Origin of the sequence: Psychrobacter piscatorii, from assembly GCF_043641605.1 — a bacterium.
In the GTDB taxonomy this organism is placed as follows: Bacteria; Pseudomonadota; Gammaproteobacteria; order Pseudomonadales; family Moraxellaceae; genus Psychrobacter; species Psychrobacter piscatorii_C.
This window is the reverse complement of the sequence record NZ_JBHZRK010000004.1, coordinates 32,130-48,385: the sequence shown is the minus strand read 5'-3', so window position 1 is coordinate 48,385 and position 16,256 is coordinate 32,130. Positions and strand designations below refer to the sequence as shown.

Annotated in this window: 11 protein-coding genes; all 11 read right to left on the bottom strand. The window is 44.3% G+C overall.

Annotated elements, in window-relative coordinates; genetic code table 11:
• Positions 1-233: 233 nt before the first annotated feature.
• Positions 234-2,747 (bottom strand): LPD1 domain-containing protein, encoded by a 2,514-nt coding sequence (locus ACHUET_RS05110; protein ID WP_394211199.1) that lies wholly within the window; start codon positions 2,745-2,747, stop codon positions 234-236.
• 150 nt (positions 2,748-2,897) lie between these two features.
• Positions 2,898-3,764: a glycoside hydrolase family 19 protein gene (locus ACHUET_RS05105; protein WP_394211197.1), complete on the bottom strand. Its 867-nt coding sequence runs from the start codon at positions 3,762-3,764 to the stop codon at positions 2,898-2,900.
• 6 nt (positions 3,765-3,770) lie between these two features.
• Complete coding sequence (locus ACHUET_RS05100; protein WP_394211195.1) at positions 3,771-4,160, bottom strand: hypothetical protein; 390 nt, start codon at positions 4,158-4,160, stop codon at positions 3,771-3,773.
• On the bottom strand, positions 4,157-4,693 hold the full coding sequence (locus tag ACHUET_RS05095) for a hypothetical protein (RefSeq protein ID WP_394211193.1): 537 nt from the start codon (positions 4,691-4,693) through the stop codon (positions 4,157-4,159). Before ACHUET_RS05095 ends, ACHUET_RS05100 begins: the two co-directional genes overlap by 4 nt.
• A gap of 38 nt (positions 4,694-4,731) precedes the next feature.
• Positions 4,732-4,917: a hypothetical protein gene (locus ACHUET_RS05090; protein WP_394211191.1), complete on the bottom strand. Its 186-nt coding sequence runs from the start codon at positions 4,915-4,917 to the stop codon at positions 4,732-4,734.
• Positions 4,918-4,930: 13 nt separating this feature from the next.
• Complete coding sequence (locus tag ACHUET_RS05085) at positions 4,931-5,668, bottom strand: hypothetical protein (RefSeq protein ID WP_394211189.1); 738 nt, start codon at positions 5,666-5,668, stop codon at positions 4,931-4,933.
• Positions 5,669-5,670: 2 nt separating this feature from the next.
• Entirely contained in the window at positions 5,671-6,534 is an 864-nt protein-coding gene (locus ACHUET_RS05080; RefSeq protein ID WP_394211187.1) for a hypothetical protein, read from the bottom strand.
• Positions 6,534-10,790 (bottom strand): defense against restriction DarA-related protein, encoded by a 4,257-nt coding sequence (locus ACHUET_RS05075; protein ID WP_394211185.1) that lies wholly within the window; start codon positions 10,788-10,790, stop codon positions 6,534-6,536. Before ACHUET_RS05075 ends, ACHUET_RS05080 begins: the two co-directional genes overlap by 1 nt.
• Positions 10,791-10,957: 167 nt before the next feature.
• Complete coding sequence (locus ACHUET_RS05070; protein ID WP_394211183.1) at positions 10,958-13,750, bottom strand: class I SAM-dependent DNA methyltransferase; 2,793 nt, start codon at positions 13,748-13,750, stop codon at positions 10,958-10,960.
• 296 nt (positions 13,751-14,046) lie between these two features.
• Positions 14,047-14,646 (bottom strand): hypothetical protein, encoded by a 600-nt coding sequence (locus ACHUET_RS05065; protein ID WP_394211181.1) that lies wholly within the window; start codon positions 14,644-14,646, stop codon positions 14,047-14,049.
• Positions 14,636-16,240 (bottom strand): hypothetical protein, encoded by a 1,605-nt coding sequence (locus tag ACHUET_RS05060; RefSeq protein WP_394211179.1) that lies wholly within the window; start codon positions 16,238-16,240, stop codon positions 14,636-14,638. The genes ACHUET_RS05065 and ACHUET_RS05060 overlap by 11 nt, the downstream gene beginning before the upstream one ends.
• Between the last annotated feature and the right edge of the window lie 16 nt (positions 16,241-16,256).

The following is a 16,256-nucleotide window of genomic DNA, read 5'->3' as shown; positions in this document are numbered from 1 at the left end:
TCATTTAGAACAATTGTTTATTTAATGTATAAGCGCTCAATACTATTATCTAGATATTAAGCCATCAAGGGCTTCAACTAACTTCTTCATTATTATCCAACAATACCACTCAGCCTTGGAGAAGCATAGACTTAAATTGAATAATATGTAATTAATATACGCTACACTTGCTATCAAAACTCAAACTGCTTGTATAAAAGAACTAGATGGAAATTCAGTCATATATTCGACTTTTACATATAATTATCAGAGAACAATCGATTAAGCTCTAATTGTTCCTCATCAAACAGCACGCTTGGCGCACCAAAAATAGCATCCATCATGACTTGATCAGCAATAGCATTCTCAAAGATTTTCTCGCTTTTAATCACTTCAAACAAATTTTTGAATGCCAAGTTGATTTTCTTACGCTCTTCACCCTCGGGGTATGCTTGGTGGAAGCCACTATATAACGCATTATCTGCCCCATAGCTTAAATAATCATTACGTCTGTCCTGGTCTTTTAGACTATCTTCTAAAAAGGCTTGAAACGCACGCGCAGCCATTTCGTGTGTGGTTGACCAGTAAGGCTTTGAACGCTCAGCATCAAGCTTCTTAGAATTGGCATAAAACTCTGATATAGGCTCACCAGTGCTTAAAACAATCGGCTCCCCTACTTTATCTTGATTAAAAAAAGCAACCGCCACTTTGCGCCATTGATTATGATTTTTTCTACGCTTAGACCTATGTGGCGACCCAAGTTTTGCATCAACAATATCTACTGCCTCCTTAGCATCTTTAGCGTCAAATATCAGTTTAGCCAAGCGCGTACTATTTTCTTTGATATTAAGTAGCGCAAGTTCTACATCCTTATCAGTAATTCTAAATACTTCAGGTGCTCTAACATCACCATTCTTCATGGCCTCTTGTAGCTTAGCAAAAGCTACTGACAGATTGATTGATTTCTCAGCTACCATCATAGGGTCAATACTTAAGTATTTGCCAGCGCCGGTCGCACCATCTACGCCTAACACTTCGCCCAAGATATTGTCGATCGCATGGAACCACTCATGACCCAGTGAGCCACCACCTTTCATTTTAGTAATATTGATGACACGCTGGACCGGTTCATAATGCGCCAAAGCTCCTTTAGTACCACGAGCACCTAAAGCCAGTGCCAGCCTGCCACCAAAAGCCAAAGACTTAGGATCAATTCCCACGATGTCTGACAGGTCCATCATAGCGGCTGCCGCATTCTCAACGTGAAATTTAGCACTGGTTTTATCCTTCAGTACCCAATTACCTGACTGAATATCACGGAAGCCAAACGTATTTTTTAATTCTTCAGTAGAGTTGATGGTGACCGGGTCACCGCCAATACGCTTAATACTGTCAGCAACAATCAACTCAAAAGTGCTCTTTCTCTTACCCTTATGCTTGCCTTGCTCATCTGATGGACCTTTATCAGGCTTAATAGTTAATTCCCAGTCATTGTATTTACCTTTGATGGCCCTATTGGCATGTTTGATAAAGGCGTCTGACTGCAGCTCTACAATATTCCAGAATCTTTCTCCTAGTGATATCCATGCTAAGGTTGATAGCGGATCAACCAGCGCCACTAACTTGTTGGCCAAAGCGATTCGTTCGACGTCGTCTACAAGCTCTTTGTACTTATCAATATCTTCATTAACGACAACCGGCGCTATATCTCTTGCAAATCTTTTGTTGAATTCAATATTAGGATATTTCTCAGCAAGCCAGCTTCTCATTGACGTTTGCCGTGCATAGTAGCTACCACGTCTGCGAGCAGCCCTAAAGCTACCACCCACATATTCTACAAAACCTTGCTCCTTGGCAGTATCGTTAGGCACATCCAAGGTTTCTAGTGCAAGCTTTTCAGCCGCCTTGTATTCGCTCTCAAACTCAAAAGACTTATTTTCGATAAACTCTCTTTGCTCTGTTACTTTAAAAACTGCTTGATTATATTGGCCCTCATCCAATGCACTAATAGTGTGACCAGACATTTCGCTGGCAATAGCTTTGAGCTCAGCAATCAGGTCCCTGGTACCAATAATATTTTTATTCTCAGTGAGGCGTGATTTTAGCGTATTGATACCGTTAACATAGGCCCTACGAGCCAGCGCCTTCTGATCAGCAATTGGAATAGCATTAAAATGCGCAGCAAGTCTCAGCTTATTTTCAGTACGGCCACCAATAACTCGGCGCCCTGATGTGCTATTTTGCAAGAAACCCATTACATCCCAATAAGGCTCAGGTGCCACAGATGCTAAAACCTTTTGAATAAGATAGGCGGTACCGGCTTCCACGTTTTGATCTTTTAAAGCCTGATAATCGACATTCCCCATAATGTTAGATTTTTTAATCACATCTTCAGCAACTAAAGCATCAGCTTCGATTTCATCCCATTCAATATCAGTAGCTTTAACAGTAATGCCGTCTTTGGCCAAATCTTTAATACGGCTGCTAGCACGTTCTTTGTGCGACCCTGCGATATAGCCGGTATCGGCATAACGATAATTCTCATCGTTTGGATTGTCACTGTACTCGTCATCAAACTCGCCATCTAATTCATAATCTTTGGCGGCCTGTCGAACCTCTTTTAATGTTAAGTTCCCTATTGCGCCGATATCTTTTAAGACGTTGGTAAGCTCTTTTGCGGCCATTAAGCGTGCCTTTATGTTTGTGGCCGCTTGTAAGCTGGTAAGTGCTGTCTGCAGTCGTTTTAATTGAGCGAGTTTTTGTTTCATAACCATGGGTCCAGTTGATCGTATTTAGATGATCAATTATGGCAAACAAAAAAGGTATGCTTTTTATAGTGTTCCAACAAAAAACCCCATCAATAATGATGGGGTTTTATCAAGTCTATTAACTACTATTTGAACCTTAAACAAATATTATTATAGATACCGCAGGCACTTTTCTAATGTCTGACAAAAATGCTCATAGCCATTTAGTCCACCATTGACCGTCTCACGGACAATGCGAGCGCCATAATTCATCTTATAGTCTTTAGTTTCAATCCCCTTTGAAGTCAGCGTATTTAGTGTATAACCATCATCATACGTATTGATTTTTTCAGCTTTGGTGTTGCAGCCGTTTAACTGCCAAAAAGCCATTGCTGCTTTTACTGCATTCTCTAAATCTTCAATATGCTTTGGGTTTTCGCCAAACGGAATACCTGTCATGTTCTGCAAGATATAGTAGTTACTACGGAACGTGTTTTGAATGATACCGCCACCGCGATAATCCCAACCATCGTTGGTACCAGGACGATTGCCATAACGCCCACCATACAGATAATTAGCCGTGGCCACCTGCCCTTTCGCCAATAATTTTTTAGCCGCTGCAATAGAGGCAATGCGAGTGCTAAAAACCTGGCGCAATCGACCTGCTGTATAAGCAAAACTTTCACGCTTAGCATTAAAGCCGTTGGACTCAACAATGCAGTTTGAAAGAAAAGAACACATTTGCTTTTTAGTCAAAATGTCATACTGCGGTGCGTACTTTAAAATAAGTGGAATCGCTTCAGCATTGACGCCAGGATAAACCTTACGAAGGTTCGCCAATGTGAGATTGTATGGTCTGTTCTCTGTTGATACGGCAGGTATTACGCCTAAGCGCTCAATGAGCTCATCGCGAAATGCTGCGTCTTCCATTGCCTTATTGGTAGTATCAACAAGTAGTTGTGTCAGCATACTGGTACCTGATACGTGCTCACGCAATTTGGCAAAGATATCGGTGTCGGTGACTGTGGTAGTAGTCATAAAGCATTACTCCTGTGTGGGTTCGGTTTTGCCGTGCATGATATTAAGCTGTTCTTTTAGCAGCTCATTTTCAGCGGATAATATCCTTGTTTTGATTGATAAAGATCGATTGCGCTTGGTCGAACGGCGTAAAACAAAAGCCACAATCAGCATCATAAAGACCATGATTACCCGTGCTAAAGCACTCTGATAAGAGGGCTCAAATATTGTGCTGCCCCAGTCCGCCCAAATAAGCATGAGCCACGACAGTACACCCAGCGCCAATATGGTTGATATTGACTTTTGGACCGTGCAAGTGTTTTTACTCATCAGTAGGTAAACGCATACGGTAATGCCAACAAATGGGGCAATGAGATTGATCAAGCGCCAGTCAAGTAGTGCGTATAGGTAACTCACTTGTCATCCCCCTTTAAAATCCACGCAGCCAATAACCTAAGGCGGCTCATTGCCATTGTTTTGATACCGTTAAGGGTGAAAGTAGTGAATATCTTTCTTAGACCATCCCAGAGCTCAGTACTACGGATAGCCTCGCCAAGATTGAAGACCAGTAACGTGCCCGCAAACCCTGAGCATAGCCCTGTAAACATTAGCATTGCCATTGTTGGACTCGATACAAACGTAGGTAAAATGATAAATGCGCCGATCAACCCCGCTAAAAACCCCATCACAAGATTCATAAACTTTTGGGTATAAGACAAACGTGCCTCTTTCATTACATCCACGTATAAGGATGCGACCGATCCAATGGCGGCCAGGACCACGGTCAAGATAAAGAATACCCAAATGGGTAAATTTAGGTACAAGAACAAATGCGTCTGACCAAGCTCGCGGGCGAAAACCTCACCACCTGCGCCGACAGCAGCCACATTCGCGCCGTTACCAACAATGTTTGCCAGCGCAATTTTTGCGGTGGCGACTTTGTGGCTCATGCCGTGTCACTCCTTTTACTATGCTAAATTTTATATATTTATCGTCTTGCTGAATTGGTCGTAACAACTGCATTTAAACGATCAATAACCCCTACCTTGTAAAGACGCTCGGCTTCAATGGTTTTTGATACGCGCTCAAAGCTCGGTGAGTTTCGATACAGTTTTACAAAAGACAATCCCATTTTAAGCGCTTCTGACAAACTCATTTTGCCGTGTTCCACCATAGTGAAAGCGTCCTCAAGCAAGGCATGTTGCAAGTCTTGCGGCCGCCCCTGATAAATGGTCAAGGGTGTGAAATCGTGACGGCTCCATATCGCCGTCACCTCCTGATTTAATAACGGTTAAGCCTTTATTGTCGCTACCTAATTTGACAAAATGCGCCAGCTGGTTTGTGCCGTTACTATAGGCATCGACAAGATCGTTAAACTTGCTCGTAGCAGATAGACCGTTGATAAACTTAAATCGTTCTTGAATGGCTGCATTGATCTCGCTGTCAGTCATTGTTGCTGGCAGCGGTTCCCATACAACGTCTTCACCACCAATAATGCTGGCTAGATTGCCGCTAAGCTGGCACGCCATTTGTCCGATCAGCCAGTCGGCCACGTTTTCGCAGATCCCCTCTAAAACAACAACATGAGCGCCCAGTAAGTGATTGATTGTCAGCTCGCCCACCTGCACCTCATTTGGCACGTCTGATTGGATGGTTTCAAACATATACTCATCGTTTGCGCCAGCGTCATCAGCGTTGTACTTGTGGCTGGTGGTGGCTTGATGGTTTAGCAGTATGTAATAGCGCTCTTGCGCGGTTAATCGACCTGCCAGCCCTGCATCGCCGCTTAAATGGCCGATTAAAGCGCTCAGGCGTTTTTCGTTAAACTCTGACGGTATATGAGCAATGTCTATCGCACCGCCGATAGTGAGATCAGGTAAGCTTACGCTTTCATTTAATAGCTGGATGGTTAGTGTTGTGGTCATGATTAGCGCCTTGTGTCGATGATGTTTTGTGCATCCCATGCGGTTAATGATAAAAATACGACTTGTACCCTAACGGCAATGCGGTCGCCGTCCTTGGTCATGGGGGCCGTTATAGGTGCTGATACACTTTCAATCACCATGGGGCTATAAGTTTTACCGCCGTATTGAAGTTGTACCAATGGGGGAATAACTGAGGGAAACATGGCCTCAGAAAAACCGTCTTTTATCCCGCCAACCAATAGCGATTGCTTGGATAATTCGGCGGCTGACGACCATATTTGTAATTGCTGTAAAGCGTCTTCTACCTCAACTTTTGCGTTAGCCCATGCTTGAAAAAACAACGTGCCAGTAATACGGATCGAGCTAGCAGATGTGAAGATCTGATGACTGTTTAACTTGGTAAAGTTTGAGCGCCCGAGCAAACCTTGAAGTTTGCCCTCAGACTCGCTCAGCATGTCACCCACGCCTGTTACATTAGCTGCCATTGAAACACCCTCGGCAACCGTAGCACCCACACCAGTTGGATCATTTGATAGGGCAAACAAGCTATAGTAAGCGGCGTTAATTTGGCCGGACTGGATCATACCCATTAGGTTAGGTAGGCGCCCCTCAGGGTTTGATGATTCAAACGGCGTGCTGTACTGGCTTTCGATGGAAAAATCGGCATCCTCAAAAATAGATTCAACCGTGGGCTGGCTGGTATCAATGCTATAGGTCTGCTGACCTTGGCCGCCCTCAAAATTGCCCTCAACAACTGGTCTAATTTTTACAACAAGGTTTTTGTTTAAGCCTTTTTCACGCCAAACGCTGCCTAACGTTTTACCGCTAGGCTTTTGGCTTTTGTTGTTGGCTGGTGTGTCCAGCATTACGCGCCAGCCATGTCGGTAAGGGCTCTTAAGCTGATAGCAATCGTTTTTTGCTGCAAGGTCACGCTGATAGCTTCTAGCTTGGCGGTAAGCTCGGCATCGTCCTCAACCTGATCTACCAAGTCGATGAGCTCGTCAGTATCAACTGCCGTGGGGTCAAAGTCGGCGGTGCTCATTTGCTGCTCAATCTCATTGATACGTTTAGCAAGTGCACTTTCAGCTGGCTCGACCGGTAGAGTGGCATCAGGTATGTCATGCGTATCTGTTGTGGTCATATCCTCATCTACCTGTATGTCTAGCGCGTCTGCCAGCGCTGATTGATATTCGTTAGTGTTGTCAGTGAATACGTGCTTAATCGTGGTAATAACGTCAGTACCGCTTGCACCTTTTAATATCTTGCACTCTCCATACGCATTGATCTCAGCACGCAAGTAAACGCCGCCCTTTTCGATCTGAACGGTGATACCGTAAGTTGGGTTAGATTTGCTATCTAGGCCGTCAAACATTGAGTTTTGGTAAGCGGTAGCGGTAAAGTCACCGACCACAGCATCAGCGCCAAGTGAGATAGCCGCGTCCACAGTCTTACAAACGGCATCGGCAAAATTTAGCGTCTGTCGTGCAAAAAGGCCGCTGTCAATGTGGTATAGGTCGTTATAATCCGATTTATTTTCGTAGTCGTCTTCAAGTCCGACATGAATGTCGTCATCGCCAATACCTAAAATGTTTAGCTTGTCCTTATTGCGGTCTAGGAACATTTGCGGGTATTCGCTGCTGTCGATCTCGTCGTATTCGTCATAATCAGCTTCGGCTTTCAAGTCCTCAGCGATTAGCTTTTCAATACTTTTAAACGCGGGGTATGTGGCCAATAGGTCTGCTACGCCGTCAAAGAATTTAGGCTTACTGTTTCTATAGGCGCGGGTTTGGGCGTTGTCGGGATAGACGATAAAGCTGCCGTCCGATTGCATGGCTGCTGACCAATGATCTTTTTTGGTGTTGTCCATGTAAGCGATATAGTTGCCGTCTTGATCGCGCTCTACTGGCGGGTAGCTCTTACCAGTATCATCAGCACTAAAAAACTCTTTGCCCTCTTTTAACTTCATTGATGGGTTGCTTGCTTTGACCACTTCAAGCTGCTTTAGAACGCTGGCATCATCAGGGTAATTGCCGCCGCTAAAGTTCTCGCCTTTGACATGGTACTTGCCAGCCTGTTCGGTCACGGTGGCCAGTACGCGGCCACGGCTGTTGACATAGACTGAAACGGTTTTTTCTACTCCATCGCCGCTTTCTTCGTTGTCGAAATACTGCGGGTAACCGTCTTGGTTTGCCTCAATAGCAAAATCCATTCTATCTATAGCGGTCGTGCGAACCCTTACTAACACTGGCTGTTTGTAGTTTTCGACCTGTTCAGCGCTAAACCCAAACTCATTAGCATTTTCAACAAGCCATGCGCGGTAGTTTTCGGCATCGCCACTGTCGTATGCCAGCTTTACGGCCATAGCTCTACCGTTGCCACTTTCAACAACTAAGTCATCGCCCACGATAGGCGCACCGTTCCCCACTCGGTCTGTTTGGCCTAGTTTTTCGGGTTGAAGTTTTTTAGCATTGGCCTTGATCGCCTCAACGGATTTTTTATCGCTGCGATCACGCGGCTGTAGTGCTTGTGGAAAATCAGGATTGGCAACACCTGCCGCATCATGCGATACGATTAGTTTTTTTGCTTCTACTAGCGCAAAATTACTGCTGATCTTAGTGCCTTTGACTGTCGTTGACTCGTTGACGCTGCCTTTGGTTACTTTGTCATCCGTGGTAGTGTCGCTGGCAAGGTCTAAATCTTCATCAAAGAAAATATTTAGGACAAGATCACTAGCTGCTGCATCGTTTGTTGATAATTTGTCAAACTGATTGACATTTTCATGATCATCTTGATAAGATTTATCTAAGCCTTGGTATTGGCTGGGATCGGTGGGCTGATCAAACCCTTTGTTTGAGTAAGCATCCCCCAGAGCTGCCAAGGCTTCTTTTTTGTTTATTCCAATATCATAAAGCGCTTCGCCTTTATCTGTTTTTTCAAGCACCACTCTTGCATTTTTGGCAACCCCTTCTACATCTACCAACACATATAAAACATAGTAGCCATAGATATTTGTAGACTTGTTTTTGTATGCTTCGGTATAGCTTTTATACTTACCTTTTTTGATCATTTCAGGTATTGCGGCGACCAGCTGTAATTTATCGCGGAAGGTATGATTGGCTTTTGCAATATGCTTACCACCACGGCGCTTTAAGACCACATCGCTATCAATGGCTCGGCAAAAAACCACCTTATCTTTTAGGTTTTCATCAAAATAAGCCATTGCATTGTTTTTGGCGGTTTTAAAGTCTACGCCCTCGCTTACGTCTATCTCTTGACCTGTAATAAAGACTGTCGCGTCCTCATCGCTGTTATCATCTTTTTTTGATCCCACTAGCGTTAACTCGGTGTTTAATATTTGCGCCAAACGTTCGCGGCGTTTAGCAATCTCAGGGGTTGTTTCGCCAGCGGATTTTTCGTTATCCATGATTGACTGAGCAATGCCAATCAAATCTTGCTTACCTACGCGATAAGCAATCAATAGCTGCTCGTAAGCTGACATTTTGGCCGCTGCCAGTGCATCAGCCAGTCTAAAAAACTGCTCTTTAGGTAATGCTTGGACAGACTCTATGGTCATATTCCATTCTTTAAAACGCTTGCTGGACTTAGACAAACTGCTGATAATCGCTTCCATTTCGTTGTACTTATTGGCCTCGCTTTGGGCTGCGATCTGCTCATCGGTAAGCTGTACGTCAGGATTGAAAATCAGCTGGCTTACTGGCGCTCTCATTTGGCCACCTTCATCAATAAAGGTTCCCATAGTTCCATCAGGTGAATAGTTTTTGAACGTGCCACGGCTGATCTCGCCGTACTCACCCATCCATATCACCGCGTCACCCTCTGAGAAAGCGCCGCCCTTTGGCTTCTCAAGCTCAGGCGCTTTCTCGGCCTCATTCTTACGCGATTGCAATGCCATATCGATTTTTTTGTTTAAATCCATAATGTCGATATCTAACATGCTGATCGTGGACTTTCTATCAGCGACCATCTGTTCTGCGTCCAATAGCTCTTGTTCGACTTTAGCGGCGCGTGCTTGCGCGGCTTTAAAGCGTTTAGAGTTCTTAGCGGCCAAACGCATGATACGGCGTGCCAGCGCTGGCAACTGCACGTTATCGCCGTGTTTTGGTGATAAGGCGGCGGTTACATCACGCTTATTCAACATCCACTTCCACGACACCATGTAGTCGCTTGGTAGCAGTTTGGATGAGGACTCTAGCGGCTTGTGGAACCAAATAGACAGCTTTTGGCCGTCCGACAAATCAAAGACAAACGCGATATTGATCACACCTTGGCGCTTAAATTCTTTGGTTTGGGTGACGTTGGTCACATAAAAACCAGTGTCTTTTTCAGCGGGTGTTGTGTCGCCTTTTTTGCGCATAGCTGGCGGTTTATCACCAGCCTGTACCATTGCCTGAAACAAGCGGTCTTTGAGGGTATGCAAGCGGTGTTTTTCTGTCATCAACGCATCAAAACCCGCTTCCTCTGCGTCCATATCAAATAACGCGTCTGCCAAGTCAAACTCAGTAACAAGCTCGTGGCGGGTATCAGCGCGGGTAAGATCAAGATACAAGCGACTGTCTTTGCCGCCATGACTTATTAGATTGCTGTTGCTATCCCACTGCACGCTATCAAACGTGACGCGCTCAGCTTCAACGACCAATTCAGGTGCGGTGATTACTGGTAGATAGCTCTTGTTTTGCGAGGGGTTATCCATCAGCTTGTTAATGGCATCAATCGACCAAGCATGGTCGTGATCCATACTGTCAAACTGTATGGCATTGTTGGTGACCAGCTGGTATGTAGCGCCACGCACGCCTTCTAGCTGCGACTTTGCGATTTGTAGCGCGTGGGCGCTATCCATTGCGCCGCCGATCGCCATGCTGTCGATATAATTATTTACTGAGTCAAAAACGTTCACAACGTGCCAGCTGTCATCGTCACTGCCAACGCTGCTATCAAAACCTAGGCTGTCAAAACCTGTGCTATCCGCTAAAACGGCCAGCATGTCACGATAGCGGCCAGTAATGCGCCCAACCTCATAACGGCTGTACCGACTGGCGGTTGAGCCGTCAGGCTTGGTGATATAGTGATTGCTGTGAGCTTTATTCTGTGTGGTGTATGCCATTTCGCCGTACCTATGAATAATTAATAAGATACGGTTATTCTGACAAGTTTTGAGGGGTGCTATTTAGGGGTGTTCCGTGGCGCGATAGTATAAAAAACCCACCGTTTAAGGTGGGTTCTTTATTAGGTCATATCTTTAACCATTTTGCTGATACAGGTTTTGTCTTCCTAGCTTTGTGCAATACGCTTCAGCAAAAACTCTACTCGACTGGCATCATCGCCCTTGCCTTTATAGCCGTAAGCCTTATCTACTGCTTTATCAAGCGCAGCATGGGCTTTGGTTAGCTCAGGATATGGATTGATCATATAAGTATTATATAGCTTGGCCAAGCTAGGCGAGTCCTCGCTATCATCTTGGTATAATTTACGAACATCTAAAACGGCTTGAGCAGCTGATTCTATAGTTTCTTTAGCTTTTATCGTCTTACTATCTTCATCTTTGGCATCAAAAGGATAGGGAAAATTATTATATACGATAGTATTAGAATAACTGTAGTCGCTTTTCATTCTACCTGCCGTCAGGCGCATAAAGGCATTGTGCATACTGCTTGATAAAACGCCGAAATGATAAGACTTTGCTCCTAAAAGAACATATAACTTATCACCTGCTACTTCTCCATCTAAAAAACCAATAGGTATGAATTTCCTATTTTCTGAGGATACTCTAGGCAAGCCAATATAGGGCTCATCTACATAACGTCGCTCATCGAATAAATGAGGTGTTTCTGCTTTCTTAACTGTAGCTGCCTTACTACTTTCGAGCCGTCCGTTCTTAACATTTTCGATCCGACTTCGAACTAAAGGCATTTTTTCTAAGTCTTTATTAAGTTGTAAAGGATCATAACCATCAAACCAGAGGCACCAACGCTTTATATTATTGAGAAACTCATTACCCATCATATAGCGTTTTATATACTTCTCAGCAGTAGGCTCTAACTCAATCAACTCTTTATACTCATCATCTGATAACAATAAATTGCCACCATCCGTAGGCTGATTACCACGAGACATTTCTAACTCATTAGAAACTTGTTTTTTAGCCCTATCAAAGAAAACTAACGCGCCATCAATTAAATAACCATTAATCATTTTTGCTTTTTGAGGTACGGGTTCACCTGCAAGATCATTATAACTAAAGATCGTTTTTTCTTTGCGTTCATTCGTACAATAGCCAACTATGATGCAATGTACAGCTGCTACACCCTTACCCTCATTTGACCATTTAAAAGTATGGTGTGCAAAGTTAATGTGTCCACCACAATCTTTAAGTAGGTATTGCCATAATATGGCTACATGCTCACCTTGCACGATAGAATTAGTGGACACAAAAGCTGTTTCTACCTGGTGTTTCGGCTTAGTTACTGACTGCATATAGTGCATAGCTTTAATATACCATCCTGCCACATAATCTAATGACTTATGTTTTTTTACAGTGCTAGCAACATGAGCCAAATCTGCTTTTTGTTCTTTATTTTGATAGGTATAACCAATGAAAGGCGGGTTGCCCATTACAAAATCACACTCATTGGCTGCTAGAACGTCCTCCCAGTCAATTTGCAAGGCATTACCTTCTGTAATGTGCGGACTATACACAATGGGCGTTGTAGGACGGGTCGTACCAAAACGTTCAGCAGTGGCTTGGTTCAGTTGATGATCCGTGATCCACATTGCTACCCTTGCGATATGAGCCGCGTGTGGTTCAATCTCGATACCATAGAACTGCTCAACGGTAACTTGGCACATACTGCTAATATCAAGCAGACCTCTTTGTTCACCGTAAATCTGTGCGATCAGTTGATTTTCTAACAGTCGCAACTCACGATAAGCAATAATTAAGAAGTTTCCGCAGCCACAAGCAGGATCAAAGAATTTTAATGTAGGGAGTTTTTCATAGAGTTTTAATGCTCTTGGAGTGTTTACAGTACATTTTGAAAACTCATCACGCAGATCTTGTAAAAATAGAGAGTTGATTACCTTTAAGATATTTTTTTCACTGGTGTAATGAGCACCAAACTCACGGCGCTTATCGTCGCTGTCAGCTTTGTCGCTTATATCGAGTACGCTTTGAAACATTGAGCCGAAAATTGCAGGGCTGATTTCGCTCCAATCAAGGCTATTACACTGAACGACGAGGTTATAGAGATTTTCGTCAAAGTAAGGAATACGAATTGATTGAGAGAACAGATCACCGTTGATATAAGCAAAGGCAGCATAACTTTCTGGTAAGCGACTAGAGCGATCTTTAGTGTTTAAAGTATCAAAAAGCGTGGTAAACACTTCGTTGAGATTGCTACCGTCACTTCTTGCCTCGTTTTTGAGCAACCCATCTAACAGGTTTTTTTGTCCAAATATGCCGGTGTCATCGGCAAAGAAACAAAAAATCAGACGAGTCAAGAATAACGCCAATTCATCAGCATTAACCCCATCTGAGATAAACGCCTGATGTAGCTTAGCAACCATTTCGGTTGCTTGACGGTTAATCGGGTTTTCTTCAACGATCTCCGCCATTGCAGCGTTTGGCGCTAAGAAGTCCAACCATTCAGCATTTTTAGGCAGATCAGCAATCGGACATTTATATTCTTTGATATTCAGAGGGTTTTCAATATCAAATATCCATAGCTCATCAAAGTTAGATAGTACGATATATCTTGGCTTATCCGCTGCGCTCAGTCGTTCATAGTATTTACTGACTTGGTTATAAGCTTTATTAAGATCAATACCACGGCTTTTTTGTTCAATCATCACCAGTTTAGGAATAAAGGCATCAACATACTTTTGAGATTTATCATCTTTTAGACGATGCTCAAATGCTTTGAGCTGTACTTGACCAGAGACACCATACGCATTGAATATCTGTGTCCAAAAGTTTTGACTTTGACCTCTCTCATACCCCTCAGCGTCTTTATAGTCATAGATGATACGTTGTAGCTGCTCACGGATATGCTGATAATCTAAACTCATGCTTGTTAATTCCCTCAATATTACTGTGCGAGTGTCGCAATACACTACAGAACTTTATAGCTCCGTGGCATTAGAAATTTTTATCAAAAACTTTGACGATTTTTTACTATTGTCTCAATCACTAAAAATATAATTAACCGTACTGTACTTAGTAGAAGCTATTGATAAGGATTCTATCACTGATTAAGCCTTTAAAACACTAGATGAAAGTTCACGTTGAATGGTATTTTGAATACTGCACTCACAAGATAAAACTATTCAGTGATGACAGAGTTTGTTTCATTATCTTAATTCAGTTAACGCTCGAAAATTAACGGCCTTATCTTCTGAAAGGTGATCGCTTCTTTAACAACCTCACTTTTGCCAGTGGCGCTTGCCTCGGCTCGACCACTTTTGGCCGCCACAATCCAAGATCGCGTGACGGCTGGCGGGTCGTTCGGTTTTTTGTGGTTGATCAGGCCAATAGTTAGCTTGAAACTATAATCCCTTGGTACGTGTACCGTGCCGTCCTTGTTGAACGCCAAGTCATAGCACGCCCTAAAAGATCTAAAAATCGCGCCAGTGCTTGTCTCGATGAATGTCATATCCATTTCATCGGCGGTTTTTTGCGTTAAGTAGCTGGCGGGTAACGCACCAACGTGAAACGACTCGGCATCAGCGCTACCTAGCAATAAATCAGCTTCGGTCACAAGATAGCTCAAGGTTTGGTCGGTAAACCACGGTATGCCAGCACCAATACCGTAAATATCCTCGATCGTCACAACATACATGCACTGCAACAAGATCTCATGTGCCTTAACCTCACCATACATTTTTCTAAGATCTTGCATAGGCAAGTAGCTTTTGGCTGTGTTGGTCGCAGCGGCGGCAATACTATTAAAAACATTATTCCTCATAGTCAAAATCCAATTCGTCAGGCAGCTCATCATCTTGTGGTGGGTTCATTGGTTGTCCATCAGGCATCATCATGTGGTCGCCCTCGACTGGCGGCGGCGTGGTAATAGAGATAGCAATTTTCTCAGCCATGGCCATGTCATAGCCCATTTCATCTTCTAAGATTAATTGCGCCGTTTCTTTGTCCAAGCCCAGCTCCTTGATCATCTGTATGGCTTGTACCTGAATGGTTGTCGTATTGGCGCGGTTCTGCTTGTTATTGAGCGCTTGTGAGGCCGCCGCGTTTTGGTCGCTGTAAAAATCAAACTGCCAAGGGTACTCTTTAGAGTCAAAGTGCTCACCGTACTTGATCCCCCAGTGAATACTCATCAAGTGATTAAGCGCATCAATGATTGCCTGACGAATGAGCATAGATCTATTCATGATCTGTGCTGACGTATGGAACGCCGCCCCATCACCTAGGCCACCCGCCAGCATATCAGCCCAGCCAATAAGTGACAGATCAATACCAAGGCCACCCGCCAAACGCTTTAAGTTGAGCATTAACGTGCCCTCATTAAGCGGTGCTTGGCGCTGTGAGATATCCCCCACTGATTGTAAGATCTGCTTATCGCCCCATTGCGGCATGACGTGATAGCTTGTGCCATACAACGCCTCGCCGCCTTTAAATGCGTCCTCTACCTGTGCGCGATAGTTGCTAAGCATTTTAGTAAGCCCTTCCCTATACTTCTTAGCTTGCTTTGGCGGCATCCCCTCCATGTTGATCGTTAAAAAGGCTTGCTTTACGCTGTCTGCAATCTGCTGGTTATTAAGTCCAGCGCGGCTAATGGTCACGTCTTGCCACGGTTCCTCGATCGGATATAGGAACGAGCCGCCAACTTCACTCGGTAAGATCGGATTGTCATAGCGATTGTCATAAATCAGCGTTTTTTCGTCCTGCCAAACTTGTAGCGACATTTGCGGTACGTTGGTAATACGCGGCATTTTTACCCGCAGCATTTGCATAGGCGTTAGTTTGGCAATCGAGCGCTCAAAATCTTCTTCTTCCAACGCATGAAAGCCGATCGTATCCCCTCCTTGCTCAAACGGCATGATCAGCGGCGGCGCGGTGTGTCGGTTATTCATTAGGCCAACCACGCCAGCACGTTTGTCGGTATAGATACGCGCATAGCTATCGCCAAAACCGATCGCCTGACGTGCCAGCGGGAATATGTGACGGTTGATAATGGCCGTCATGTGACGTGATTCACGCTCCACCTTATCGCGTAGCTCTTTGGCGCGGCGGCCTTTGCCTCTAATGCGATCATGCGGGGTCATAAAGATCATATCCCCTGTCGTTTCGTGGCCACCCAATGCGGCGGTAGCGTGCAAGCTCAACGCCTCCGCAATCTGTGGGTCTTTTTGCATAATCTCCCACATGGTGTAGATCTGCTGGCGGGTGCGTGGGATTTTTTCTTTGTTGTAGTACGTGCCAAGCTCAAATTGGTTCATGGCATCATATTGGTGATTTGCGTCATGAATACTGGACGGCAAACGCGCCTGTTTCATTTCGCGGTTGCTTATAAGCATACCTGCCATTCTGTCAAAAAGTTTCATATTGCCGCCTGATTAA

Excerpts from the sequence above, each read along its gene's own strand:
- ACHUET_RS05080 (WP_394211187.1), bottom strand. The coding sequence starts at position 6,534 with ATGCTGGACACACCAGCCAACAACAAAAGCCAAAAGCCTAGCGGTAAA.
- ACHUET_RS05060 (WP_394211179.1), bottom strand. The coding sequence starts at position 16,240 with ATGAAACTTTTTGACAGAATGGCAGGTATGCTTATAAGCAACCGCGAA.
- ACHUET_RS05070 (WP_394211183.1), bottom strand. The coding sequence starts at position 13,750 with ATGAGTTTAGATTATCAGCATATCCGTGAGCAGCTACAACGTATCATC.
- ACHUET_RS05095 (WP_394211193.1), bottom strand. The coding sequence starts at position 4,693 with ATGAGCCACAAAGTCGCCACCGCAAAAATTGCGCTGGCAAACATTGTT.
- ACHUET_RS05090 (WP_394211191.1), bottom strand. The coding sequence starts at position 4,917 with ATGGTGGAACACGGCAAAATGAGTTTGTCAGAAGCGCTTAAAATGGGA.
- ACHUET_RS05085 (WP_394211189.1), bottom strand. The coding sequence starts at position 5,668 with ATGACCACAACACTAACCATCCAGCTATTAAATGAAAGCGTAAGCTTA.
- ACHUET_RS05110 (WP_394211199.1), bottom strand. The coding sequence starts at position 2,747 with ATGAAACAAAAACTCGCTCAATTAAAACGACTGCAGACAGCACTTACC.
- ACHUET_RS05065 (WP_394211181.1), bottom strand. The coding sequence starts at position 14,646 with ATGAGGAATAATGTTTTTAATAGTATTGCCGCCGCTGCGACCAACACA.
- ACHUET_RS05075 (WP_394211185.1), bottom strand. The coding sequence starts at position 10,790 with ATGGCATACACCACACAGAATAAAGCTCACAGCAATCACTATATCACC.
- ACHUET_RS05105 (WP_394211197.1), bottom strand. The coding sequence starts at position 3,764 with ATGACTACTACCACAGTCACCGACACCGATATCTTTGCCAAATTGCGT.